The following is a 25,196-nucleotide window of genomic DNA, read 5'->3' on the forward strand; positions in this document are numbered from 1 at the left end:
ACCCGGGGTGTTGCCTGGGGGCATGAGAATCGTCATCGCCGGAGGACACGGCAAGATCGCCCAGCTCCTCGAACGCCGACTCGCCGACGCCGGGCACGACCCCGTCGGCATCGTCCGCAACCCCGACCACACCGCCGACCTCGAGGCCGCGGGGGCCCGTGCCCTCGTCCTCGACCTCGAACGGACCGACGTCGACACGCTCGCCGGCCACCTCGACGGGGCCGACGCCGTCGTGTTCGCCGCGGGCGGCGGCGGCAGCAGCGGCGCCGAGCGCAAGCTGACCATCGACCGCGACGGGGCCGTCCTCCTGGCCGACGCCGCCGAGAAGGCGGGCGTCACGCGCTACGTCATGGTCTCGGCCATCGGCACGGACGACTTCGACCCGGCGCGGGCCGAGCTGCCCGCCGCGAACGACGACGACGTGTACCAGGTGTACATGCGTGCGAAGAGCGAGGCCGACGCCGACCTCCGCCGTCGCGAGGGTCTGGACTGGACGATCGTCCGTCCCGGTGGCCTGACCGACGACGCCGGCACCGGCCAGGTCACGGTCGGCACGACCGTCGAGCGCGGCAGCATCCCCCGCGCGGACGTGGCCGAGATCATCGCCACCGCGCTGATCGAGGGCACCGCCGTCAAGACGCAGTTCGAGGCCGTCTCGGGCGACGTCACCGTCTCGGACGCGCTGGCGACCATCAAGTACTGACCCGCGCCTCCTGGTCGTCCCCCGACCACGGAGTGACGGACGAGAGCCCCGGAGGCGCGACCAGCGCACCGGGGCTCTCCCACGTCTGAGGGTCGGTCGGGTCGTGCACCCGCAGACGCCTCAGCTGAGGGCGGCGGCCTGTCGCGCGATCTCGAGTTCTTCGTTCGTGGGGACGACGAGGACGGACACCCTCGACCCCTCGGGCGAGATGTACCGCGCCTCGCGGGACGCGAGTTCGTTGCGGTCGTCGTCGACGTGGATGCCGAAGAACTCCAGGCCCAGGAGCGTCCGACGACGCAGCAGGGCGTTGTTCTCGCCGACCCCTGCCGTGAAGACGACGGCGTCGAGTCCCCCGAGCTGGGCGACGTAGGCACCGATGTAGTGCCGCAGGCGGTGCCGGTAGACGGCCAGCGCCGCCTCGGACACGGCGTCGCCCCGGGACGCGCTGTCCTGCACGTCGCGCATGTCGCCGCTGCCGGTGAGGCCGAGCAGCCCGCTGCCCTTGTTGAGCAACGTCTCGAGCTCGGCGAAGTCGAGTCCCGCCTCACGGTGGAGGTGGAACACGGCGGCGGGATCGATGTCGCCCGAGCGCGTGCCCATGACGAGCCCCTCGAGGGGCGTCATGCCCATGCTCGTGTCGATGGACCGTCCGCCGTCGATCGCGGCGGCCGACGCGCCGTTGCCGAGGTGCAGCACGATGGTCTTCAGCTCGGCCAGGGGGCGACCGAGGAACTCGGCGGTCTTCTCGCTCACGTACTTGTGCGACGTGCCGTGGAAGCCGAAGCGACGAACGTGGTGCTTCTTCGCCAGCTCGGCGTCGATCGCGTAGGTGTAGGCGGCGGGGGCGAGCGTCTGGTGGAACGCCGTGTCGAAGACCGCGACGTGGGGGACGTCGGGGAAGGCCTCCCGGGCCGCGCGGATGCCCTGCAGGTTGGCCGGGTTGTGCAGCGGGGCGAGGGCCGACAGGCGGTCGATCGCCTTCTCGACGTCGGGCGTGACGACCGTCGCGCGGTCGAACTCCTCTCCGCCGTGGACGACGCGGTGGCCCACCGCGACCGGCGGGTACTCGGCGAAGGACGGGCCGTGCGCCTCGAAGGCGGTCAGCATCGCGGCGAAGCCGGCGGCGTGGTCGGCGATCGGCTGGGTGTCGTTGCGGGTCTCGTCGCCCGTGACCTCGTTGCGGTGACGGGTCGACCCGACGTCCTCGCCGATGCGCTCGACGAGACCGCTCGCGAGCGTGCGCTCGCCCTCGAGCTCGATCAGCTGGTACTTGAACGACGACGAGCCGGAGTTGACGACGAGGACGGTGCTCACGAGGAGGCTCCTTCGGTGCTGGTGACGGTGCCGGCGGCGGCTGCGGCCTGCGTGCCGGCCTGGATGGCCGTGATGGCGACGGTGTTGACGATGTCGCCGACGAGAGCCCCGCGGGACAGGTCGTTGATCGGCTTGCGGAGGCCCTGCAGGATGGGGCCGATCGCGACCGCACCCGCACTGCGCTGCACGGCCTTGTAGGTGTTGTTGCCCGTGTTGAGGTCGGGGAAGATGAACACCGTCGCCCGACCGGCGACCTCGGACTCCGGCATCTTGGCGGCGGCCACCGTCGGGTCGGCCGCGGCGTCGTACTGGATCGGCCCCTCGACGAGCAGGTCGGGTCGGCGTTCGCGGACGAGTACCGTGGCGGCGCGGACCTTCTCGACGTCCGCACCCGAGCCGCTGTCGCCCGTGCTGTAGCTCAACATGGCGACGCGGGGCTCGATGCCGAACTGCTGTGCGGTCTGCGCCGACGAGATCGCGATGTCGGCGAGTTGCTCGGCGGTCGGGTCGGGGATGACGGCGCAGTCGCCGTAGACCAGCACCCGGTCGGCGAGCGCCATGAGGAACACGCTCGACACGACGCCGACGTCGGGCAGCGTCTTGATGACCTCGAAGGCGGGCCGGATGGTGTGCGCCGTGGTGTGCTTGGCGCCCGACACCATGCCGTCGGCGAGGCCGAGCTTCACCATCATCGTGCCGAAGTACGAGACGTCGGTCACGGTGTCCATCGCCTGGGAGACCGCGATGCCCTTGTGGGCCCGCAGCTTGGCGTACTCGGTCGCGAAGAGCACTTGCAGGCTGGGGTCGAACGGGTCGAGCACGCGGGCGGTGGCGAGGTCGAGACCGAGCTCGGCGCCCCGGGCGCGGATGGCCGTCTCGTCGCCGAGCAACGTGATGGCGGCGACGCCGCGCTGCAACAGGGTGGACGCGGCCCGCAGCACCCGGTCGTCGTCGCCCTCGGGCATGACGATGTGCTTCTGCGCGCCCCGCGCCCGCTCGAGCAGCTGGTACTCGAACATCAGGGGCGTCACCACCCCGGACGGGCTGACCTGCAGGAGGCGCAACAGCTCGGCCCCGTCGACGTGCGTCTCGAAGAGGGCCAGGGCGAGGTCGTACTTGCGCGGCGAGTCGGCGGCGAGGCGCCCGCGGGTCTGGGTGATGGCGAGGGCCGTGTCGTAGGTGCCGGTGCTCGTGGTCGCGATCGGCAGCGGGCTGTCGAGCCCTTCGAGCAGGCGCTCGACCTGCGGGGCGAGGGCGAACCCGCCGTTGAGCACGATGCCGGCGAGCGACGGGAAGGTCTCGGAGGCGTGGGCGAGCACCGTCGCGACGAGCACGTCCGAGCGGTCGCCCGGCACCACGACGACGGCACCCTCGGTGAGTCGCGGCAGCACGTTCTCCATCGACATGGCTGCCACGACGACGCCGAGCGCCTCGCGGTCGAGCAGGGCGTCGTCGCCGCGCAGCAGGGTCGCACCGGTGGCCTGCAGCACGGCGCGCATCGTCGGAGCGACGAGGACGCGATCTTCCGGCAGCGTCCAGATCGGGACCCGCCCGGTGGGTGACGCCTCGAGGGCGTGGCCGATGCCGTCGACGACCTCGTCGAGGTGGTCGGGGTCGACCCGGTTGGCGACGACCGCCAGCAGGCTCGCGTGCTCGGAACGCAGCTCGGCGGTGGTCAGTTCGGCGACCTGGCGCATGTCGGCGCCCGAGCGCCGCGTCTGGCCGTCGGCGCTGCGGCCGCCGAGCACCAGCAGCACGGGCGCGCCGAGGTTGGCCGCGATGCGGGCGTTGTACGACAGCTCGGTGGGGCTGCCGACGTCGGTGTAGTCGGAACCGATCACCACGACCGCGTCGCACTGCCGCTCGACGGCGGCGAAGCGGCTCACGATGGTGGCGAGGGCGGCATCGGGATCGGCGTGCACCGCGTCGTAGCTGACGCCGACGCACTCGTCGTAGGCCAGGTCGACGCTGTCGTGCGACAGCAGGAGTTCGAGCACGTAGTCGCGCTCGTCGGTCGAGCGGGCGACGGGTCGGAACACCCCCACCCGGCCCACCTCGTGACTGAGCGTGTCGAGCACGCCCAGGGCGATCGTGGACTTGCCCGTGTGGCCTTCGGCAGAGGTGATGTAGATGCGTGTCGACACGGTCGCCAGCCTACGGGCGGCAGCCTTCGAGCCGCCGGGGAAGCGTGCTGGCGGAGGCCGCGAGACACCTCCTAGGCTCGTCGGCATGCAGATCCGCACCGCGACCGAGACCGACCTGCCCGGCGTCCTCGAGATCCACGCCGACGCCGTGGCGCACTCCCGGGCCATCTGGACCGACGTCACGCCGACCCTCGAGGGTCGGCGCGAGTGGCTGACCAGCCATCAGGAGGCGCGGCGCAGCGCGATCGTCGCGGTGGACGGCGACGAGGTGCTCGGCTACGGCAGCTACGGGCCGTTCCATGCCAAGGACGGCTACCGGCACACCTGCGAGAACTCGGTCTACGTGCGTCCGGGGCAACAGGGCAAGGGACTCGGACGAGCGCTGATGGCCGAACTCGTCGAGCGGGCCTCGCGGGACGAGCTGCACGTCATGGTGGCGCTGATCGAGGCGGGCAACGAGGCGTCGGTGCGGCTGCACGCGTCGCTCGGCTTCGAGGACGCCGGCGTGCTGCGCGAGGTCGGCACGAAGTTCGGCGAGTGGCTCGACCTCCGGTACATGATCCGCCGACTGGCCTGACCCGGGCGCGACGGGACCGACGAGGCGCCGGGACGACGACGGGCGGCGCCTCCGAGGAGACGACGCCCGTCGTGGGTGGAGCGGCGGGGTCAGCGTCCGGTCGAGCCGTCCTGTCCGGTGTCGCCGGGCGTGTCGAGCCGACCGTCGATGGCCGGGTCGGGCGACACGACGTCGACCTGGAGCGGAGGCTCGGCGACGACGGCCGAGGCGGACGTCGCCCGGCTCGCCGGGGAACCGTCACGGCCACCCCGGACCCGGCGTCTGACCGCCTCCCAGGGGCGGGCGAGTCGTGTGCCACCGGCCTGGGTCGGGGCGTCGACCTCGAGACCGTAGTACGCGCCGACGTGCTCCAGGAGGACGTCGCGCTCGGCCTTGTCGTACGCACGACGTTCGCGGGTGAAGGCGATGATCGTCGACCAACAGGTCAACAGCAGCACGATGCTGAACGGCAGCGCCGTCGTGATCGCCGCGGTCTTCAGGGCGTCCAGACCGCCGGTCAGGAGGAGCGCGACGGCGAGCAGGGCGGCCACCAGGGCGAAGAACACCCGGAGCCAGTTCTTCGGCTCGATGTCGCCGCCCGACGCGATCATCGCCATGACGAGCGATCCGGAGTCCGACGAGGTGACGAAGAACACGCCGATGAGCAGGATCGCGCCGAACGTCAGGACCGTCCCGGCGGGCAGGCCGCCGAGCAGGGCGAAGAGCGACCCCTCGACGTCGACCGAGCCGTCGGCTCCGACGAGGCCGCCCGAGCCGTCGGTCTGCTGGTGGATGGCCGCACCACCGAGGACGGCGAACCACAGGAAGGTGAGGGCGGTCGGGACGAGCAGCACGCCGAAGACGAACTGGCGGACCGTGCGGCCCTTCGAGATGCGGGCGATGAAGATGCCGACGAAGGGCGCCCACGACATCCACCACCCCCAGTAGAACGTGGTCCAGGCGCCCTGCCACTCCTCGCCGGCCGCGCCCTGCTGGGCGGTCACGTTGAAGGACAGGCCGACGACGTTCTGCAGGTAGGCGCCGATGGACTGCACGAAGTCGCGCAACAGGAACTGCGTGGGTCCGACGATCAGGATGAACAGCAGCAGGGCGGCCGCGAGGATGAGGTTGAAGTTCGAGAGGATCTTCATGCCCTTGGTCACACCGGTGACGAGCGACACGATGGTGACCGCCGTGATGACGGCGATGATCGCGATCTGGCTCACGATGCTGCTGTCGGCGATGCCCGCGGCCTCGAGGCCGGCGCCGATCTGGATGACGCCGAGCCCGAGCGAGGTCGCGACGCCGAACAGCGTGCCGACGAGGGCGATGACGTCGATCAGGTTGCCCCAGCCCCCGCGGACGCGGTTGCCGAGGAGGGGCTCGAGGGCCCAGCGGATGGAGACGGGACGACCCCTCCGGTGGATCGCGTAGGCGAGGGCGAGTCCGAGGACGACGTAGATGGCCCAGGCGTGCAGCCCCCAGTGGAGGAAGGTCTGGGTCAGGGCCTGCTGCGCGAGCTGGTCCTCGGTGCCGGTGACGCCCGGTCGTGGCGAGGCGAAGTGGCTGAGGGGCTCGGAGACGCCGTAGAAGACGAGGCCGATGCCCATGCCCGCGGCGAAGAGGAGCGCGAACCACGAGCCGGTCGAGAACTCGGGCTCGTCCTTGTCCTTGCCCAGCTTGATGCCACCGAACCTGCTGAACCCGAGGAACAGGCTGAAGCCGACGAAGAAGGCGGCGATCAGGACGTAGTACCAGCTGAAGTTGCGGACGATGCCGCTCTGCAGGCCAAGGAACAGCGCCTCGGCCGAGGCGGGCGCGATCAGGGTGTAGGCGACGAAGCCGAGGACGACGACGGCGGCTGGCCAGAAGACCCAGCGGCGCAGTTGAGGGGTGGTCGAGACGGTCTCCGTCAGGGAAGCGGGATGGTCGGCGGGGGGCCCGGAAGGGGGCGGAGTTGTCGTGGCCATGCCTCCATGGTGACGGTTGAGGGGCCCGCCGTCCCAATCACGACGCCGTCCGGGTCACCGATCCTGGTGACGGTAGTACCGGTTGCGGGGTCGCAGGACGGCCGTCGCGAGGACGGCGGCGAGCACCGACGCGACGAGGATGGCCACCTTGGCGTCGTCGTCGTGAGCGCTGCCGAGCCCGTAGCTCAGTTCGGCGACGAGCAGGGACACGGTGAAGCCGATGCCCCCGAGGAGGGCGACGCCGGTGAGGTCCACCCACTTGATGCTCCGGTCGAGTTCTGCCCGGGTGATCCTGGTCGTGATCCACGTCGTCGCGAGGATGCCGACGGGTTTTCCGAGGACGAGGGCGGCGATGATGCCGATCGTGACCGGACTGGAGAGAGCCGTCCTGAGGCCGTCGAGGCCACCGAAGGCGACGCCTGCGGAGAAGAACGCGAACACGGGGACGGCGAAACCGGTGGAGATGGGCCGGAAGCGGTGCTCGAAGACCTCGGAGAGCCCCGGTCCCGCATCCGGGCCGCCACTGGCCTGGCTCCGGATGACGGGGACGGCGAAACCGAGGAGGACGCCGGCGACGGTGGCGTGGACCCCGGAGGCGTGGATGAGGCCCCACACCAGGACGGCGACCGGCAGGAGGATGAACCAGTTCGCGGCGGGGTGCAGGCCGAAGAACCGTCGGAACCTCTGGGTGAGGAACACGTACGCCGCGAGCGGCACGATGGCGAGTGCCAACGGGACGACCTCGATCGCGCTGGTGTAGACGAACGCGATGATGCCGATGGCGATGAGGTCGTCCACGACGGCGAGGGTCAGCAGGAAGATGCGCAGCGCGCTGGGCAACCTCGAGCCCACGATGGCGAGGACCGCGACGGCGAAGGCGATGTCGGTCGCGGTGGGGATGGCCCACCCCCGCACCGCCTCCGGGTCGGAGGCGTTGACGGCGGTGAAGATCAGGGCGGGGACGAGGACTCCGCCGAACGCGGCGGCCACCGGCACGATCGCCTTGCTGACCTTCCGCAGCTCTCCGGCGACGAACTCCCGTTTGAGCTCCAGCCCGACGAGGAAGAAGAAGATCGCCAGGAGCCCGTCCGCGGCCCACTCCCCCACGCTCAGGTGCAGCCCGAGACCCTCCGGGCCGAACTCGAAGTCCCGGAGTGCGAAGTACGCCCCCGAGAGCGGTGAGTTCGCCCACACGACCGCCAGGACGGCGGCGACGACGAGGACGACCCCACCCACGGTCTCCTTCCGGAGGATCTCGCCGAGGCGGGTGGACTCCGAGGTCGTCTCTTCGGCGAAGAGTCCGGGAGCGACGGCGGGAGGCGGGGAAGAGGGCAGGTCGTCGTGTGGCATCGTCGTCCTGTCTTACCAGACGACGCCGGGGCGGGCACGGGACGAGGCGACGGCGCCCGTCACGCCCGTGTCAGAGCCGGGGCGAACGTCGCCGCGACGACGGTGACGTCGTCGGCCTGCTCGTCTTCGCCGACCAGCTCGGCGACCTTCTGCACGATGTCGCTCGGGTCACCGGACGAGATGAGCAGCAGTTGGAACTGGCTGAAGGCGTGCAGTTCGTCCGGGAAGAGGTCGAGGACCCCGTCGCTGATGCAGACGATCGTGTCGCCTGGGTGCAATTGGTCGGCGTAGGACGTCCAGCGGTCCCCGAGGCCGATGGGGAGGTCGGACGACTGCAGCCGCTCCACGAGACCGGTGGCGCGCCGGATGAGCGCCAGCCCGTGTCCGCCGTCGGCCCAACGGATCTCGCCCGACGGCGTGATGCGGGCGTGGAAGCACGTGGTGAACTGGACGTCGCCGTCACCGCTCGCGAGGCCCGTCGTCGCACGACGCAGGGCCACGGCGGGGTCGAGATCGTCCGACGAACTGCGGATGACGGAACGCACGGCGGCGGCGATCATCCCCGCTCCGACGCCTTTGCCCATGACGTCCCCCACGGTCAGGGCGATGCCGTCCGGGGTGGGATACCAGTCGTAGAAGTCGCCCCCGACGGCGCGGGCGGGGATGCACCTCCCCCGGACGGCGAACATCTCGGGAAGGAGGCTCGTCTTCGGTGGGAGGAGCGACTGCTGGATGGTCGCGGCCCGGTCGAGCTCCCGTTCGACCGCGTGCTGCTGCGCTCGGGACAGCTCCACCTTGCGGCTCGCCTGCCGGGCGAGCTCGTTGATGGCGAGGCCGATGGTGGCGTAGATGGCCAGGGAGAAGGCGATGCGGATGAACTCGCTGGGCGCGCGTCCGCTCGGCTCGATCACGAACGGCAGCATGAAGGTGACCGCCGATCCGATCAGCAACCACACGATGCTGAGCCGCCCCGGCCACACGGCGATCCAGACGATCGGCAGCAGGATGATGGGGATGAAGACGGACCCGCTGTCACCCGTTCCGTAGCGGAGCAGGCCCACCGCGACGAAGTCGGCGGCGGGGATGACGATCTCCCAGGTGAGCAGGCGGGGACGCCGGGAGACCACCGAGGCGAAGACGACGCCGCAGAACGCGGCGAAGACGCCGGCCCACATGCTCGGTGCATCGCTGACGGGCAACCACGGGATGAGCGTGCTCACGACCGCGGCGAGCAACACGAAGAGGAAGACGAAGCCCTGCTTGAGCAGGGCGACGTGACGTCGCGAGCCGGCCGACATGACCCGCGCGAGGAGGCCGGAGTCGCCCCAGACGCTGGGGCGCAGGGTGTCGTTGCCCAACTGACTGACGCTCATGACCCAAGGCTAGGGCGACCGGGCCTCCATCGGGGAGAAGGCGATGCCCCAGAACGTGGGGCGAGGACGAGAAACGGCCCCTCCCGGGGAGGGAAGAGCCGTCTCGATGCGGAGGATAGGGGATTCGAACCCCTGAGGGCTTGCACCCAACACGCTTTCCAAGCGTGCGCCATAGGCCACTAGGCGAATCCTCCAGGGCGGGCACACGGTGAACCGGCGCACGACCGAGACCAGCGTACCGGACTCCGCGGGGCCCGGGGGACGCCCCCGTGTCGCTGCTGACCTTGAGGCTCCCTCATGGCTACCGTCGGGGCATGACCGACGCGCACCGCCCCTCCTCGGAGCACCTCGACGCCGCCCTGCCGCCGCGGGCCCGCGCCGTCGTCGCCGCCCTCCGTGCCGCCGGAGCCGAGGGCGAGGTCCGCGAGTTCGACGAGTCGACGCACACGGCCGCACAGGCCGCCGCCGCCCTCGGCTGCGAGGTGGGCGCCATCGCCAGCAGCCTGGTGTTCCACTCCGGCGGGGAGGCCCTGCTCGTGCTCACCAGCGGCGCCCACCGGGTCGACACCGACCTGGTGGCGTCGACTCTCGGCCGGGGCCCGATCATGCGGGCGAACGCCGACCAGGTGAAGCGCGCGACCGGCCAGGCCATCGGCGGCGTGGCCCCGGTCGGCCACCCCAGCCCGGTGCGGACGCTCGTCGACACCGCGCTCGAGACCCACGACGTGCTCTGGGCGAGCGCCGGCACCGCGAACACCGTCTTCGCCACGACGTTCGCCGAGCTGGTGCGCGTGACCGGGGGCACCCCGGCGCGCGTCGCCTCCGACGACCTCTGAGACCGGCCTCGTCGGTCCTCGACGTCGGCGGCCACCCGTAGCATTTCCCCATGCCGCCCCTCACGTCCGCCCGCGTCGACGCCTGGCTCTGGGCCGTCCGGCTCTACAAGACCCGCTCGGCCGCCAACGCCGCCTGCCGGGCCGGTCACGTGCGGGTGAACGGCGAGCGCGTCAAGGCCGCCCAGGCCGTCCGTCCCGGCGACGAGGTCCGGGCGCGCATCGCAGGCTTCGAGCGGATCGTCGTCGTCAAGACCTGCCTCGTGAAGCGCGTCGGTGCTCCGGCCGCGGCCGAGGCGATGACCGACCTCACTCCCCCGCCACCGCCGCGCGAAGAGGTCGCCGCCGTACCGGTCCGCGACCGAGGCGCGGGCCGCCCGACCAAGCGCGACCGTCGCGAGATCGAGCGCCTCCGGGACCGCGCAGAGAGCTGACACTCGCTCGACTCCCCCGATCGCGGGCTCCCCGCACTGGGGTGGGACGCCCCGGTATCTGTGCGAACGCATCGTCTACGCTGAGGGCACGGCGCTGCCCCGACAGCAGCAGCCTCGGGTCGGGGGACTCGGGGTCACGCCGACCCCGGGGGGACGACATGAACACGACCGACGCGGCGATGCCGACCGAGCGCGGCACCGTGACGGTGCGGCCACGGCGCGAACTCGCCCGGAGCGCCACGCTCACCGGCGTCTTCAGCCTGTCCCCCGTGCTGATCGCGGTGCTGTGGCTGACCCTGCCGAGCGGTCACCAGAGCGGCGTGCTGGCCGTCACCTGCGGCGTCGTGGTCATGGGACTGCTCATGTACTGGCGCTACCGCCTCTCGTACGCGGCCGTCACGCGCAACGAGTTCGTCAAGCGGGGGTGGTTGCCCGGGTTCGTCCGGCTGCGGCGCGACGAGGTCGACTCCCTCGTGCTCGTCCGCACCTACCGGGACCACTCGACCGAGACCGTCACGCAGCTGCTCGCCCTCGACGACGAGGGGCGACGCCTGTTCCGGATGCGGGGCACGTACTGGTCGGAGGCGTCCGTACACGCCGTCGTCGACGCACTCGGCATCCCGACGACCGTCCTGCCCCGGGCCCTCACCCGCCGCGAGTTCTTCGCGGCCTACCCCGACAGCCCCTACTGGTACGAGAGCCGCCCGTGGATCGGGGTCACCATCGCCTGCGGCCTGTTCGCCCTGGCGACCGGCACGCTCGTGGTGCTCTTCCAGGCGTTCGGCAACCCCGCCTGAGGACGTGCCCGCGGGCCCGGGCCTGCACCGCCTCGGGCTGCACCGCCTCGGGGATGCACCACCTCGGGGCTGCACCGACCCGGGGCTCAGCGGCGACGCAGCGTGCCGAAGATGCCCTTGACGACCTCGCGCACGACCGCCTTGCCGGCACTCGACCCGAGGACCTCGCCGAGCAAGCCGCCGGTCGATCCGGACCCCGACGAACGGGACCCCGAGGAGGCGCGGGTCGTCGTCCCGCGTCCGGCACGCGCCTTCGCGGCCGCCCGTTCGGCTCGCTCGAACTCCTTCTGCTGACGTTCGTACTCGGCCTGGGCGGCCCTCCGCTCGCGCTCGGCGGCGGTGACCGCCCGGGCGTCCGCCTTCTCGCGGGCCGCGGCCTCCTTCAGCTGGGCGTCGATCGTCGCCTGACGTGCCGCGGCGTCGGTCCGTTCGCGCTGGTCGAGCGCGGCGGCCTCGAGCTTGCGGGCGAGGATCTCCCGGGCCGAGTCGCGGTCGATCGACGCCCCGTAGGCGGCGGTCAACGGCGACGCCGCGACCGCCGCGGTCATGACGTCGGCAGGGGTCGGCGACATCGAACCGCGCGGGGCACGGAGGCGCGTCCACGCGACCGGGCTGGGAGCCCCCTTCTCGTTCATGACCGTCACCACCGCCTCCCCGGTGGCGAGGCCGGTGAGCACCGCGGCGAGGTCGTAGTCGCTCGTCGGGTACGTCGACACCGTCGCCCGCAGGGCCTTCGCGTCGTCGGGCGTGAAGGCGCGGAGCTGGTGCTGGACGCGCGAGCCGAGCTGGGCGAGCACCTCGCCCGGGACGTCCTTCGGGGTCTGGGTGACGAAGACGATGCCCACGCCCTTGGACCGGATGAGCCGGACGGTCTGCGTGATCTGCGCCAGGAACTCCTTCGAGGCGTCGGCGAACAGCAGGTGCGCCTCGTCGAAGAAGAAGACGAGCTTCGGCTTGTCGAGGTCGCCCACCTCGGGCAGGTCGTTGTAGAGGTCGGCGAGCAGCCACATCAGGAAGGTCGAGAACAGCGCCGGCTGGTCGTGCACGCCGGGCACCTCGAGCAGGCTGACGACGCCACGACCGTCCTCGGCCGTGCGGAGGAACTCGGCGGTGTCGATCTCGGGCTCGCCGAAGAACGCGTCGGCCCCCCGGTCGGCGAACGTGATCAGCTCGCGGAGGATCACCCCGACGGTCTGTCTGCTCAGCCCGCCCAGCCCCTCGAGTTCGCCCTTGCCCTCGTCGCTCGTCAGCCAGGTCAGCACGGCCCGCAGGTCGGACAGGTCGAGCAGCGGCAGCCCGGCCTGCGCGGCGTAGTGGAACACCAGGCCGAGGCTGCTCTCCTGCGTGTCGTTGAGGCCGAGCACCTTGCTGAGCAGCAGCGACCCGAAACCGCTGACCGTCGCGCGGACCGGCACGCCGGTGCCCTTGCCGCCGAGGGCGAAGTACTCGGTCGGTGCCGCCTGCGGCGACCAGTCCTGGCCGATCCCCCGCGTGCGGGCCAGCAGCTTCTCGTTCGCCTCGCCCGGCGTCGCGATGCCCGACAGGTCGCCTTTCACGTCGGCCGCGAAGACCGGGACCCCGGCCGCCGAGAGCTGCTCGGCGAGCACCTGCAGGGTCTTGGTCTTGCCCGTGCCGGTCGCACCGGCCACGAGCCCGTGCCGGTTGAGCATCGCGAGCGGGATGCGCACGGGCACGTCGACCCGGGCATCGCCGTTCACGAGGGCGCCGAGCTCGAGGGCGGGACCGTCGAAACCGTAGCCCGCGCGGACGAGGTCGACCGCCGACTCGTCGAGCGGCCCGCCGGGCGGGACGGGCAGGCCGTCGACCGGGGTGCCGGCGACCGGCTCGGGTTCGGTCAGCCCGGCGTCCGCCGCGGCGTCGGCGACGTCCGCCTCGGCCGCGAGCCGCTCGGCCCGCGCGAGTGCCGCCTCCGCGTCCTGCTTCGCCTTCTCGGCGGCGGCGACCGCTGCGGCGGCCTCCGCCCTGGCCTGCTCGAGCGCGTCCGTCATGCGGCCAGCCTAGGCACCCTGCGCACCGCGGTCCGGGCGAGTTCGGACACACCGGGCGACGCCGCACGCCGGCCTCGTCCGGACCCGCCCGTGATCGACCCCGCGAGTGCCCCCGTCATCGACCCCGCGAGCGGCACCGTCGTCGACCCCGCGAGCGGCACCGTCAGGCGCGACGCCCCTGCCAGATCCAGCCGCGACCCCGCACGCGCTCCTGCTCGTCGAGCAGCCGGTGCGCGACCGGGGCCCAGAGGACGACCGCGACCCCGGCACCGATCAGCAGCCCTCCGATCGTGTCGGTCAGCCAGTGCGCCCCGAGGTAGGTGCGGCTGAGCAGCATCAGCACCGTGTAGGCCGCGCCTGCGACCCACACCCAGACGCGTCGCAGGATCACCCCGAGCACGACGGCCAGCGTCGCGGCGTTGGACGTGTGGCCCGAGGGGAACGAGCCGTAGTCGCTCACCACGAGGATGTCCTCGGGACGGGCCCGGCCGAACGTGTGCTTGACGACCTGGACCACGCCCGCGCTGAGCGCGCAGGCGGCGATCCAGTAGAGCGCGGCCCAGGGGCGACGGCGCAGCAGGAAGAGCGCGGCGACGCCCAGCGGGACGACGAAGACGCCGACCACGCCCGCGCCGATCGAGTTGAAGATCAACGAGGGGACGTCCCAGAACGGGCTGCGGTGCTCGACCAGTTCGCCCATGAACCGCTCGTCGACGCCGATCACCCCCGACCGGGCCGTGATCACGACGCCGAGCAGCAGCACGACGCCGATGGCGCCGAGCGCGCTGAACACCCACCAGCGGCGCTGCACGCGGCGGGCCACCCGTTCTTCGGACGGCGAGGCGGGCTTCGGGGCGAGCGGGTCGGTGCGCATCCCCAGACGGTACCGGGAGGCGCGGGTCGGCGACCGGGAGGCGCCGGTCGTCGACGCTCGACGACGGACGACCGGGAGGCGCGGGTCAGCGACCCAGCGCCGGCACCGTCCGCGGGCGCACCAGCAGCCACAGGCTCGCGATGGCCACGCACGAGGTGGCGACCATGACGCTGCCCATCGGCACGGCGGACCCGATGCCGAGGAACCCGACCACCGGCGAGATGAGCCCCGCCAGGCCGAAGTTCAGCGCGCCGAGCAACGACGCCGCCGTCCCTGCCTCCTTGCCGTGGTTGGCGAGCCCGAGCACCTGGACCTGCGGGAACGAGAAGCCGCAGGCCGCGATGAAGAACCACAGCGGCACGAGGATGCCCACGAGCCCGGCACCGAGCGAGTCGAGCACGACGATCGACGCGGCGGCGAGCAGCAGGACGATCGTCGAGCAGGCGAGGATCCACTGCGGCCCGACCCGCCGGGCCAGCCGCGAGCTGATCTGGACGCCGGCGACGATCCCGAGCGAGTTGATCGCGAACAGGTAGCCGTACTGCTGGGCGTTCAGGCCGTAGACCTCCTGGAAGAGGAACGACGAGGCCGAGAGGTACGAGAACAGGCCCGAGAAGACCATCGCCCCGATCAGGGCGACGCCGACGAAGATCCGGTCGCTGAAGAGCACCTTGTAGCGCTGTCCGAGCGTCGTGTGCCCGGCCTCGTGCCGCCGGGCGGGCGGCAGGGTCTCGACGATCAGGAAGATCGCGGCGATGATCACGAACGCGCCGTAGGCCACGAGGAACACGAAGATGCCGCGCCAGCTGGTGAAGGCCAGCAGCTGCGAGCCGATCACGGGCGCGACGATGGGGGCGAGCCCGTTCACCAGGGCGAGACGCGACAGCATGCGCACGAGCGGCAGCCCACCGAACAGGTCGCGCACCGTCGCCATGGCGACGACGCCCCCGGCGGCGGCACCCATGCCCTGCAGCACCCGGAACACGGCGAGCAGCTCGATGGTCGGCGCGCTGGCGGCGCCGATGCTGGCGAGGATGTGCACGGCGGTCGCGACGATCAGCGGCGTGCGACGGCCGACCTTGTCGCTCCACGGCCCGACCAGCAGCTGCCCCACCCCGAAGCCGATCGTCGTCGCCGTCAGCGTCAGCTGGATGACGCCGCTGTCGACGGAGAAGTCCCGGCTGAGTTCGGGGAACGCCGGCAGGTAGAGGTCGATCGTGAACGGCCCGAGCGCGGTGAGCGCGCCGAGCACGACGACGTAGACGAGCCGCTGGCGGCGGGTCAGGGAGTCACCCGGGTGGACGACGGTGGTCACGAGGCAGGTCCTGTCTGGGGGGTCGCGGAGGGGCGGTCACGGAGGGAGGGCACGGGGCGGTCACGGATCGGGGCACGCGAGGAGCCGCGGCCACGACGACGAGGCCGGCTCGCGGCTCGAATCGATGCGACCCGGCCGTCGCGCACGACCACCACGAGATCGGAGGGGGTGGGAGGAGGGAGGGGAACGGCGTCGCTGCACGACACCCGTCGGTTCTCAGCCTAACCCCGCCGTGCACCCCCGCGACAGCCCTTCCGCCTCGGCGGCTCGCGCCGTGCCGTGTCGGCGCGTCGGCCCGGTCTAGGCTCGACCTGGCCTCGGACGCGATCGTCCCGTCCGAGCACCCGAGGAGGAACGTCCATGGTCGACGCGCGCATCGTCCAGACCACGAAGGCACTGCACGCCGCCGTCGTCGAGCTCGCCTCGACCCGGCCCGTGTCGAGCATCTCGGTCGCCGACGTCACCCGGGCCGCGGGGATCAACCGCGCGACGTTCTACAGCCACGCGACCTCGCCCGGCAGCCTGCTCACCGCGGTGCTCACCCCCGAGCTCGACGCCATCCGCGACGAGGACCACGCGCTGCGGCTCGACGGCCGGGCCGACGGCCCCGACGCGACGCGGCGTGCGATGGAGAAGGTCGTCGACCACGTCGTGCGGTACCGCGAGATCTACCGTCTCGCCCTGCCCGACCCGCTCGACGCGTCGATCCACCAGGCGCTGGCCCGCCACTTCGAGGAGTCGAGCGTGCAGCACCTCGCCGGCCTGCCCGCCGGCAGCCTCCCCGAGGGGCTCGCGGTGCACATCGCCGCCGGCCACCTGGCACACGGGCTCGTGGGAGCCGTCGAGGCCTGGCTCGGCGGCAAGCGGACGAGCCGCCGCGCCCTGCTCGACACCATGAACCTCATGCTGCCCACCTGGTGGGGTTGACCCGCAGCGCTCCCCGTTCCGACGGCTCGGCGGGCCGCCCAGCCGCCTAGGAGGCGCGCAGCAGTCCCGGCCCCACGCGCAGCACCCCGTCGGTGAGCGGTTCGCATCGGACTCCCCCGCGGCCCCGGAGCGCGCGGAAGGCCCCCGCGCCGAACACCACGTCCATCCACGCGCACGGGTTCGCCGCCCGGTTCGCGCGGAACGACACCGGGCCGTCGCCCGTGTCGAGGTCGAACTCGCGACCCACGAGGGCGTCGACGTCGATGCCGCGCACGACCACGTTGCGACGCGTCAGGGCGGCGTCGAGCACCGTGCCCTCGGGCAGGCCGAGCTCGCGGGCCAGGTACCCGAGCTGCTCGGCGGCGAAGAGGGTGACCGAGGCCCCGCGGTGCGCCGGGGCGTTGAAGTAGCGGTCGCCCACGATGCCGAGGTGGGCGCGCACGGTGACGGCGTCGTGCGACTCGGGCCCCGTGGTCGGGGCCGGGGCCGGGCCGTCGGCGGGGCGGCCGACGTAGCGGGACCGGGGCGAGGCGAGCAGCGACTCGACGGTGACCGGCGTCGCGGACGCGGCCCGCGCCTCCTGCGCTCGTCGGTCGGTGTCCACGGACGCACGATACCGCCCGCCGACGACGACGGCCGGGCACCCCGTGCGGGGTGCCCGGCCGGTGCCGGTGCTGCCCGAGGGCAGCGGGGGTGCTACTTGGTGAGCGGCTCGAGCGTCGTGTCGTTGGCGTACGCCTCGGCGGCGTTGTCCTTGGTCACGATCTGCGGGGGCAGCAGGTAGGCCGGGACGACCTTGCTGCCGTTGTCGTACGACTCGTCGTCGTTCGTCTCGGCCTTGTCGCCCTTGCTGAGCGAGCTGACCATCGCGACGGCCTGCTTCACGAGGTTGCGGGTGTCCTTGTTGATGGTCGAGTACTGCTCGCCGGCCATGATCGACTTGACCGACTCGACCTCGGAGTCCTGACCGGTGACGGTCGGGATGTCCTTGCCGGCCTGCTTCACCGAGGTGATGATGGCGCGGGCCAGGGTGTCGTTCGGGCTCAGGACGCCGTCGAGCTCCTTGTCACCGTAGGTGCTGGTGAGCAGCGAGTCCATGCGACGCTGCGCGTTCTCGGGCTTCCAGCCGTCGGTCGCCGTCTGCTTGATGTCGGTCTGGCCCGAGGCGACGACGAGGGTGCCGTCGTCGATCTTCGGCTGCAGGACGCTCATCGCGCCGTCGAAGAAGACCTTCGAGTTGGCGTCGTCCGACGAGCCGGAGAACAGCTCGACGTTGTAGGGGCCGTCGGCCTTCTTCGCGGCCATGCCGTCGAGCAGGGCCTGGCCCTGGAGCTCGCCGACCTTGAAGTTGTCGTACGCGACGTAGTAGTCGACGTCCTCGGTGTTGAGGATCAGGCGGTCGTAGGCGATGACCACGGCGCCGGCGTCGTGGGCGGCCTTGACCTGGGTGCCGAGCTGGCCACCGTCGGCCGCGCCGATGATGATGACCTTCGCGCCCTTGGTGACCATGGACTGGATCTCGTCCTGCTGGTTGGCCACGGTGCCGCTGGCGGCCGCGTACTGCACGTCGGGCTTGAACCCGGCGTCGGTGAGGTCCTTGGTGAACAGGTCGCCGGCGAGGACCCAGTTCTCGCTCGTCTTGGCCGGCAGGGCCACGCCGATGGTCGAGCCGGACTCGAAGCCCGAGGCCGCGTCGCCCGAACCCGCGTCGGTGCGGGCCGAGTTCGAGCAGCCGCTCAGGATCAGCGTCGTTGCTGCGGCGACCGCGAAGGTCGTCAGCGCGAGTTTGCGCATGCTGTGTCTACTTTCTCGTTGTGAGGGGTGATGCCGTGTGGTCGCCCGCGGTGCGGACTCCCGGTGGAGGCGCGCCCGGCCGTCGATGGACGGGCGCGCGGGTGGTGGGTCTAGTTGGGCGTCGTGGCCTTGGGACGCTGCACGTCCGAGATGTCGCCGTTCGGGGTGAGGGCGGGCTCGGTCGTCTCGGCGTCGCGACCGACGCCGTTCTGGGCGCCCGGCGGCAGGTCGGAGGCCGCGATGCCGTTCTTGTCGCGACGCAGGCCCCGGGTGAGGAACCCGGTGATGGAAGGACGACCCTGGCTCTTGTTGTAGACGTCGACCGCGACCGCGATCAGGAGCACGAGGCCCTTGATCATCTGCACCTTGTCGGAGCCGACGCCCATGAGCTGCAGGCCGTTGTTCAGCACGGCGATGACGAAACCACCGACGATCGAGCCGGTCACCGTGCCGATGCCGCCGGCGACGGCGGCGCCACCGATGAAGACCGAGGCGATGGCGTCGAGCTCCCAGTTGAGGCCGTCCTGCGGGCCGGAGGCACCGGCACGGGCGACGTAGATCATGCCGGCCAGAGCGGCGAGCACGGACATGTTCATCATGACGAAGAAGTTGATGCGCTTCGCCTTGACGCCCGAGAGCTCGGCGGCGTGAGAGTTGCCACCCACCGCGTAGATGTGCCGACCGAAGATCGTGTTCTGCGTGACGAAGCCGTAGACCAGGACGAGCACGCCGAGGATGATGCCCGAGATCGGAAACGACGTCCCGACGCGGCCGCCGGCGAACAGCGTCGCGGCGTAGGCGATGATCGCGACCAGCACGACCAGCTTGACGGCGCTGACCCAGAGGGGAGCCCGCTCGGAGCCCATCTTCTGCTGGATGCGACGCAGGCGGAACTCGTTGTAGACCACGGCGACGATGATGACGAGGCCGAGCAGCAGGGTCGCGTTGTTGTAGCCGGTGTTCGGACCGAACTCGGGGAGGTAACCCGCGCCGATGACCGTGAATCCCTCGGGGACCGGGATGGTGTCGGCGTTGCCGACGAACTGGTTGGCACCGCGGAAGAGCAGCATGCCGGCCAGCGTCACGATGAAGGCGGGGACGCCGACGTAGGCGACCCAGAAGCCCTGCCAGGCGCCGATGACCACGCCGACCACGAGGCCGAGCAGGATCGCGGCACCCCACGGAAGACCCCAGCTGTCCATCGCCTTGGCGACGACGATGCCGCTGAAGGCGGCGACCGAACCGACCGAGAGGTCGATGTGGCCGGCCACGATGACCATCACCATGCCGATGGCGAGGATCAGGATGTACGAGTACTGGCTGACCAGGGCGATGAGGTTCGTGGGCTGCAAGGTGAGCCCGTCGGTCAGCACCTGGAAGATCAGGATGGCCACGACGAGCGTCGCGATCATGCCGAACTGGCGCGCGTTCGACGTGTTGCCGCCGAACACCTTCTTCAGGTCTTTGATGCCACTCATGCGGCTTGCTCCTTCTTCTTCGAGGTCATGGTTCGCATGAGCGTCTCGGCGTCGGCCTCGGAGGCCTCGATCTCGTTCGTGACGGAACCCTCGAAGATCGTGTAGATGCGATCGGAGAGCCCCAGCAGCTCGGGCAGTTCGGACGAGATGACGATCACGCCTTTGCCCTGGGCCGCAAGCTGGTTGATGATGTTGTAGATCTCGAACTTGGCGCCCACGTCGATGCCTCGCGTGGGCTCGTCGAGGATGAGCAGGTCGGGGTCGGTGAACATCCACTTCGCCAGGACGACCTTCTGCTGGTTGCCGCCGGACAGCTTGGCGACCCCTTCGTCGACCGTGGGGGTCTTGACGCGCAGGCTCTTCCGGTAGTCCTCGGCGATCGAGTGCTCTTCGTAGGTGTTGACCACGGAGGCCTTCGAGATCTTGGTGAGCTTGGCCGCGACCGTCGAGCGCTTGATGTCGTCGAGCAGGTTGAGCCCCAGCACCTTCCGGTCTTCGGAGACGTAGGCCAGGCCGTTGTCGATCGCGTCCGAGACGTTCTTGATCTCGATCTTCCGGCCGTCCTTGACGATCTCGCCCGAGACGAACTGACCGTACGAGCGACCGAAGATGCTCATCGCGAGTTCGGTGCGACCGGCGCCCATCAGGCCGGCCAGGCCGACGATCTCGCCCTTGCGCACGGTGATGGACGAGCCCTTGCAGACGAAGCGTTCGGCCGTCTGCGGGTGGCGCACCCACCAGTCCTTGACCTCGAAGAAGACCTCGCCGATCTTCGGGGTGCGGTCGGGGAAACGGCTGGCCAGGTTGCGGCCGACCATGCCGCGGATGATGCGGTCCTCGTTGACGCCGTCCTCTTTCACGTCGAGCGTCTCGATGGTCTTGCCGTCACGGATGATCGTGATGGAGTCGGCGATGGCCTCGATCTCATTGAGCTTGTGGCTGATCATGATCGACGAGATGCCCCGACCCTTGAGGCCGCGGATGAGGTCGAGCAGGTGCTGCGAGTCGGCCTCGTTGAGGGCCGCGGTCGGCTCGTCGAGGATCAGCAGCTTGACGTTCTTGTTCAGCGCCTTGGCGATCTCGACGAGCTGCTGCTTGCCGACGCCGAGGTTCTTGATGGCGGTGTCGGGGTCGTCCTTGAGGCCGACGCGGGCGAGCAGGTCGATGGCCTTCGTCTTCGCCGCGCGCCAGTCGATGGCCCCGAAGCGGGTCGGCTCGTTGCCGAGGAAGATGTTCTCGGTGATCGAGAGCTCGGGGATCAGCGCCAGCTCCTGGTGGATGATGACGATGCCCTGCGACTCGCTCGAGCGGATGTCGCGGAAGCGCATCTCGGCACCCTGGTAGACGATGTCGCCCGTGTAGGTGCCGAACGGGTAGACACCCGAGAGGACCTTCATCAGCGTCGACTTGCCGGCGCCGTTCTCGCCGCAGATCGCGTGCACCTCACCGGCGCGGACCTGCATCGACACGTCGTCGAGCGCCTTGACGCCCGGGAACTCCTTCGTGATGGAGCGCATCTCGAGGATGACGGGAGAGTCAACGCCCATGCGGGGCACCCCCGGGGATGTGGCTGCTCGCGAGCTGTTCGCTCTGCGTCACGGCACTGGGCACGTCGTCCTCGACCTTCGACCTCGTCGTCGTCCGCCGGTGATGTGCACCGACGGGCATCCTGTGATTCGTCGCCGCCGTGCCGGGCCGTCCGCCGAGCCTGGCGAAGGGGCCGGACCCGCCGAATGTGACCGTTCACACTGCGACTGGAGCAAAGCTAATCCCGAGAGGGTGTGCTGTCAAATGCCGATGCCGATCCGTTATCGAACGCGGGCCGACCGACGCGCGCCGCGCCTCCTGACGGCTCGTCCCGCCGTGCGGTGACGGGCCGTCAGAGGAACCAGGGGCGCGAGGTCGACCCGCGCACCACCAGTTCCGGAGGGATCAGGGTGCGGTCGACGACCGTGCCGCCCTCGAGCTCGGCCACGACGAGTTCGACGGCTCGTCGGCCGATCAGGGCGAAGTCCTGACGCACCGTCGTGAGCGGCGGCCACAGGTGCGGTGCGGTCGGCGAGTCGTCGAAGCCGACGACGCTGACCTCGCGGGGTACGTCGACGTCGGCCTCGCGGAAGGCGTGCAGCAACCCCACGGCCATCAGGTCGTTGGCCGAGAACACGGCGGTGAAGTCGCGGCGACGCAGCAGCTCCTGCCCGGCCGTGTAGCCGAAGTCGGCGGTCAGGTCGCCGAGGATGGGCGGCTCGATGGACAACTCGGCCTCGCCCATCTCGAAGAGGAAGCCCTGCATCCGCTCGTCGGCCTCGATCCAGTCCTGGGGTCCGGCGACGTGCACGATGTGCCGGTGGCCGAGGTCGATCAGGTGCCGGGTGGCGAGGCGCGCGCCTTCGAACTGGTCGACCGAGAGGCTGTGCGCCCGGGCCCGCTGCGTCGAGTCGAGCGCGACGATGGGGACGTCGAGGTCGAGCTCGTCGATCACGTCGAAGAACTTGCGTTGCGGGGCGATGACGATGATCGCCTCGACGGCCTGGTTGGTGAGCAGCTGCAGGCTCGCCCGGACGTCGTCCGACACCGTCGTCGTGCTCGCGATGCTCAGCCGGTAGCCGGCCGTCCGGGCCGCGACCTCGATGGCGTTGACGATCGTCTGCGGACCGAAGTGGACGTTCTGCAGGGTGAGCACGCCGATCGCCTTCGACCGGCTGGTGACCAGCGCCCGCGCGGCCTGGTTCGGTCGGTAGCCGATCTCGTCGATGACGTCGAGCACCTTCTGCCGCGTGCTCGGCCGGATGCTGGGACTGTCGTTGAGCACACGCGAGACGGTCTGGTACGAGACCCCTGCGAGAGCGGCCACGTCGCGGATGTTGGGAGCACGCACCTTGTCGATGTCAGGCTTCACCGTCGCTCCGTCGCTCTGTGACCGGGCGATGTGACCGTACACATCGTCGTCCGGAGACCATTATGCATTCCCCGGAGGTCGCCGACGTCCCGGACGGGGGTCACCGCCCCGTCGCGACGCCCGGCGCCGATGGAGCGCCACCACGGTCGACGGGCGGGAGGCGCCGTCACCGTCCGCGGGGCACCGCGCGGCCGCTCAGGGCGAGCGCGAGCGCCGCGACGCCCGTGCCGACGGCGAAGCAGGCGACGAAGGCGAGGGGGCTGGACGCGCCGCCGAGCACCCCGAACGCGGCGCCGGTCAAGGCCAGCGCGACGGCCGAACCGGTGGAGTCGGCGATGGTCAACGCCGAACTGTTGAACCCGCGCTCGGACTCGGTCGACAGCGCGAGGACGAGCACCGAGAAGCGGGGGTACATGAACCCCATGCCGAATCCGGCGACGGCCCAGGTCGCGATGAGGAAGGCCGGGGGCAGGTGGAACAGGGGGGTCAGCGCGGCGACCACGACGCCGAGGAGCACGAGGACGATGCCGATGCGGATGCCGTCGCGCTGGGCCACCCGGTCGCCGAGCCTGCCCTGCACCCAGCTCGCGAACGCCCAGCCGAGCGCTCCCAGGGTCAGCGTCACGCCGGAGGCCGAGGCGCTGAAGTCGTATTCGGCCGAGAGCATGTACGGGATGTAGACCTCGCTGCCAAGGAACGCCGCCCCCACGAGACCGCGCAGCAGCACCAGGGTGGGCAGCCCCGGGGCGGCGCGCAGCGTGCCCGGCGGCAACAGGGGCCGGAGCGCCACGGCGAGCACGACCACCGCCACCACGATGACGACGACGGTCAACCAGGTCGGGAACTCGGAGACCAGGTTGAGGGCCAGCACGCCGAGGGCCGCGCCGACCGACCAGAGGATGCGACCGATGCTCCAGGGCACGCGCCGCGCGCCCTCGGCCACCTCGGGCGGAGGGACGCGACGCAGGCTCGGCAGGACGGCGAAGAACGCGGGCACGGCGAGGCCGAGCGCACCGAGGAAGACCCAGTGCCAGCCGACCGTCTCGGCCACGACGCCCGCGACGAGTGGCCCGACGAGGCCCGGGACGACCCAGGCCGCGGCGAACCCCGCGAAGATCGACGGGTGCAGGCCCGGCGGGTAGAGCCGGGCGACCATGACGTAGAGCCCGACGATGACCGCGCCGGAGCCGACGCCCTGCACCAGACGGCCGAGCAGCAGCACGACCATGTCGGGCGCGGTGCCGACGACGAGCAGCCCGACGGCGAACAGCAGCATCGAGGCGATGACCACGACGCGCGGCCCGCTGCGGTCGGCCCAGTTGCCCGCCACCACCATGCCGACCAGGCCGGACGCGAGGGGCGCCGCGAAGCTGAGCGAGTAGAGCGCTTCGCCGTCGAGCTCACGGCTGATGATCGGCATGATCGTCGTGACCGCGAGCGACTCGAACGCCGCGATGCCGATCAGGGCGCACATGCCGAGGGTGGCCAGCCGGTACCGACCGCTGAGCACGCCCTCGGGGCGGGTGCTCACGGCGGCGGCGTCGGTCATGTCGTCAGCCTAGGCCGAGCCACCGACGGCACCCCCTCCCCTAGGATCGCCCTCAGGCGGCGAGGGGCGTCGCCTGCGTCTGGGGGTCTGTCTCGTGTCCACTTCTTCTCACCGTGCCGGGTCCGTCCGCGGTCTCGCCCTGACGGTCGCCCTCGGCGTCGTCCTCGGGCTCGGGACGACCACGGTCGCCGTCGCGGCTCCCGTCACCGCCGGTTCGACCTCGTCCCCGACGCTCGCCCAGCAGGACGCGGGTTCCGACCACGAGATGGGGGCATCGGGCGGCACCCGGGACGGGGCCGACGAACGCCTCTCGCGCGCCGCGGCCGTCTCGCCTCCTCGTGGCGTGCCCGGCTTCGACGTCAGCTCGTACCAGCCGTCCCCCGACTTCGCCGCCGCGCGTTCGGCGGGCGCCCGCTTCACGTTCGTCAAGGCCTCCGAGGGCGTGCCCGGCACCTACACGAACGGCAACCCCACCGGCAGCACCAACCGCTACCGTTCCGCCCAGTTCGCCGGCGCGCAGGCGGCGGGGCTGACGGCCGGTTTCTACCACTACGCGTTGCCCTTCTACTCGTCCGGGGCACCGCAGGCGCAGTTCTTCCTCGACAACGCCACGGCCTGGAGACCCGGCATGCTGCCCCCGGTGCTCGACGTCGAGGTGTCGACCAACCCCACCAAGCAGGGTGGACGCTGCTGGGGGCTGTCGCAGTCCGAGATGGTCACCTGGATCCAGTCGTGGATCGGCACCGTCGTCGCCCAGCAGGGCGTCCAACCGCTGATCTACACCAACCAGGACTTCTGGAGCTCGTGCACGGGCAACAGCTCGGCGTTCCCGAAGGACCGCCTCTTCGTCGCGTACTACCCGACGGCGACCACGAAC

Annotated in this window: 21 protein-coding genes and 1 tRNA gene; 7 read left to right on the plus strand and 15 right to left on the minus strand. The window is 71.1% G+C overall.

What is annotated here, in order from left to right; all coding sequences use genetic code 11:
- Positions 1–22 precede the first annotated feature (22 nt).
- Entirely contained in the window at positions 23–703 is a 681-nt protein-coding gene (locus ASL10_RS08965) for an SDR family oxidoreductase (protein ID WP_056046478.1), read from the plus strand.
- 120 nt (positions 704–823) lie between these two features.
- Here the strand turns inward: ASL10_RS08965 and ASL10_RS08970 are convergent, their stop codons facing one another.
- Positions 824–2,017 (minus strand): acetate/propionate family kinase, encoded by a 1,194-nt coding sequence (locus ASL10_RS08970; RefSeq protein ID WP_056046480.1) that lies wholly within the window; start codon positions 2,015–2,017, stop codon positions 824–826.
- A complete protein-coding gene (gene pta, locus ASL10_RS08975) occupies positions 2,014–4,161 on the minus strand; it encodes a phosphate acetyltransferase (RefSeq protein WP_056046482.1) in 2,148 nt (715 codons plus the stop codon). Before pta ends, ASL10_RS08970 begins: the two co-directional genes overlap by 4 nt.
- Before the next feature lie 85 nt (positions 4,162–4,246).
- Between pta and ASL10_RS08980 the strand changes: the two genes are divergently transcribed.
- Positions 4,247–4,738, plus strand: a complete 492-nt coding sequence (locus ASL10_RS08980; RefSeq protein ID WP_056046484.1) for a GNAT family N-acetyltransferase — start codon at positions 4,247–4,249, stop codon at positions 4,736–4,738.
- A gap of 89 nt (positions 4,739–4,827) precedes the next feature.
- Here the strand turns inward: ASL10_RS08980 and ASL10_RS08985 are convergent, their stop codons facing one another.
- The 4 genes from ASL10_RS08985 to ASL10_RS09000 all read right to left on the minus strand — a co-directional run bounded on the left by ASL10_RS08985 (position 4,828) and on the right by ASL10_RS09000 (position 9,604).
- Positions 4,828–6,687 (minus strand): BCCT family transporter, encoded by a 1,860-nt coding sequence (locus ASL10_RS08985; RefSeq protein WP_082460307.1) that lies wholly within the window; start codon positions 6,685–6,687, stop codon positions 4,828–4,830.
- Between the two features lie 54 nt (positions 6,688–6,741).
- Positions 6,742–8,037: a Na+/H+ antiporter NhaA gene (nhaA, locus tag ASL10_RS08990; protein ID WP_056046486.1), complete on the minus strand. Its 1,296-nt coding sequence runs from the start codon at positions 8,035–8,037 to the stop codon at positions 6,742–6,744.
- Positions 8,038–8,096: 59 nt separating this feature from the next.
- On the minus strand, positions 8,097–9,410 hold the full coding sequence (locus tag ASL10_RS08995; protein ID WP_056046488.1) for a PP2C family protein-serine/threonine phosphatase: 1,314 nt from the start codon (positions 9,408–9,410) through the stop codon (positions 8,097–8,099).
- Positions 9,411–9,519: 109 nt separating this feature from the next.
- Positions 9,520–9,604 (minus strand) — tRNA-Ser (locus ASL10_RS09000).
- Positions 9,605–9,724: 120 nt separating this feature from the next.
- Between ASL10_RS09000 and ASL10_RS09005 the strand changes: the two genes are divergently transcribed.
- The 3 genes from ASL10_RS09005 to ASL10_RS09015 all read left to right on the plus strand — a co-directional run bounded on the left by ASL10_RS09005 (position 9,725) and on the right by ASL10_RS09015 (position 11,474).
- A complete protein-coding gene (locus ASL10_RS09005) occupies positions 9,725–10,246 on the plus strand; it encodes a YbaK/EbsC family protein (RefSeq protein ID WP_056046490.1) in 522 nt (173 codons plus the stop codon).
- Positions 10,247–10,296: 50 nt separating this feature from the next.
- On the plus strand, positions 10,297–10,677 hold the full coding sequence (locus ASL10_RS09010; RefSeq protein ID WP_056046493.1) for an RNA-binding S4 domain-containing protein: 381 nt from the start codon (positions 10,297–10,299) through the stop codon (positions 10,675–10,677).
- 158 nt (positions 10,678–10,835) lie between these two features.
- Complete coding sequence (locus ASL10_RS09015) at positions 10,836–11,474, plus strand: hypothetical protein (protein WP_056046496.1); 639 nt, start codon at positions 10,836–10,838, stop codon at positions 11,472–11,474.
- 86 nt (positions 11,475–11,560) lie between these two features.
- Here ASL10_RS09015 and ASL10_RS09020 read toward each other — a convergent pair whose 3' ends face one another.
- The 3 genes from ASL10_RS09020 to ASL10_RS09030 form a co-directional block, all read right to left on the minus strand.
- On the minus strand, positions 11,561–13,483 hold the full coding sequence (locus tag ASL10_RS09020; RefSeq protein ID WP_056046497.1) for a helicase HerA-like domain-containing protein: 1,923 nt from the start codon (positions 13,481–13,483) through the stop codon (positions 11,561–11,563).
- 163 nt (positions 13,484–13,646) lie between these two features.
- Complete coding sequence (locus ASL10_RS09025) at positions 13,647–14,357, minus strand: phosphatase PAP2 family protein (protein WP_082460308.1); 711 nt, start codon at positions 14,355–14,357, stop codon at positions 13,647–13,649.
- Positions 14,358–14,442: 85 nt separating this feature from the next.
- Positions 14,443–15,672: a multidrug effflux MFS transporter gene (locus tag ASL10_RS09030; protein WP_056046500.1), complete on the minus strand. Its 1,230-nt coding sequence runs from the start codon at positions 15,670–15,672 to the stop codon at positions 14,443–14,445.
- A 360-nt stretch (positions 15,673–16,032) separates the two neighbouring features.
- Here ASL10_RS09030 and ASL10_RS09035 point away from each other — a divergent pair, with 360 nt between their 5' ends.
- Entirely contained in the window at positions 16,033–16,599 is a 567-nt protein-coding gene (locus ASL10_RS09035; protein ID WP_043592905.1) for a TetR/AcrR family transcriptional regulator, read from the plus strand.
- A 46-nt stretch (positions 16,600–16,645) separates the two neighbouring features.
- Here ASL10_RS09035 and ASL10_RS09040 read toward each other — a convergent pair whose 3' ends face one another.
- The 6 genes from ASL10_RS09040 to ASL10_RS09065 all read right to left on the minus strand — a co-directional run bounded on the left by ASL10_RS09040 (position 16,646) and on the right by ASL10_RS09065 (position 24,319).
- Entirely contained in the window at positions 16,646–17,203 is a 558-nt protein-coding gene (locus ASL10_RS09040; RefSeq protein WP_056046502.1) for an MOSC domain-containing protein, read from the minus strand.
- A gap of 92 nt (positions 17,204–17,295) precedes the next feature.
- On the minus strand, positions 17,296–18,393 hold the full coding sequence (locus ASL10_RS09045) for a sugar-binding protein (protein ID WP_056046504.1): 1,098 nt from the start codon (positions 18,391–18,393) through the stop codon (positions 17,296–17,298).
- A gap of 110 nt (positions 18,394–18,503) precedes the next feature.
- Positions 18,504–19,871: a multiple monosaccharide ABC transporter permease gene (gene mmsB / locus ASL10_RS09050; RefSeq protein WP_043592911.1), complete on the minus strand. Its 1,368-nt coding sequence runs from the start codon at positions 19,869–19,871 to the stop codon at positions 18,504–18,506.
- Positions 19,868–21,418, minus strand: coding sequence for a multiple monosaccharide ABC transporter ATP-binding protein (mmsA, locus tag ASL10_RS09055; RefSeq protein WP_056046505.1), 1,551 nt, complete (start codon positions 21,416–21,418; stop codon positions 19,868–19,870). The genes mmsB and mmsA overlap by 4 nt, the downstream gene beginning before the upstream one ends.
- 332 nt (positions 21,419–21,750) lie before the next feature.
- Complete coding sequence (locus ASL10_RS09060; protein WP_233568360.1) at positions 21,751–22,770, minus strand: LacI family DNA-binding transcriptional regulator; 1,020 nt, start codon at positions 22,768–22,770, stop codon at positions 21,751–21,753.
- Positions 22,771–22,936: 166 nt separating this feature from the next.
- On the minus strand, positions 22,937–24,319 hold the full coding sequence (locus ASL10_RS09065; RefSeq protein WP_056046506.1) for an MFS transporter: 1,383 nt from the start codon (positions 24,317–24,319) through the stop codon (positions 22,937–22,939).
- Between the two features lie 94 nt (positions 24,320–24,413).
- Between ASL10_RS09065 and ASL10_RS16205 the strand changes: the two genes are divergently transcribed.
- Positions 24,414–25,196, plus strand: a 783-nt coding sequence (locus tag ASL10_RS16205) for a GH25 family lysozyme (RefSeq protein WP_304437903.1), incomplete at its 3' end; no start/stop codon positions are given.

Source organism: Frigoribacterium sp. Leaf8 (genome assembly GCF_001421165.1).
GTDB lineage: Bacteria > Actinomycetota > Actinomycetes > Actinomycetales > Microbacteriaceae > Frigoribacterium.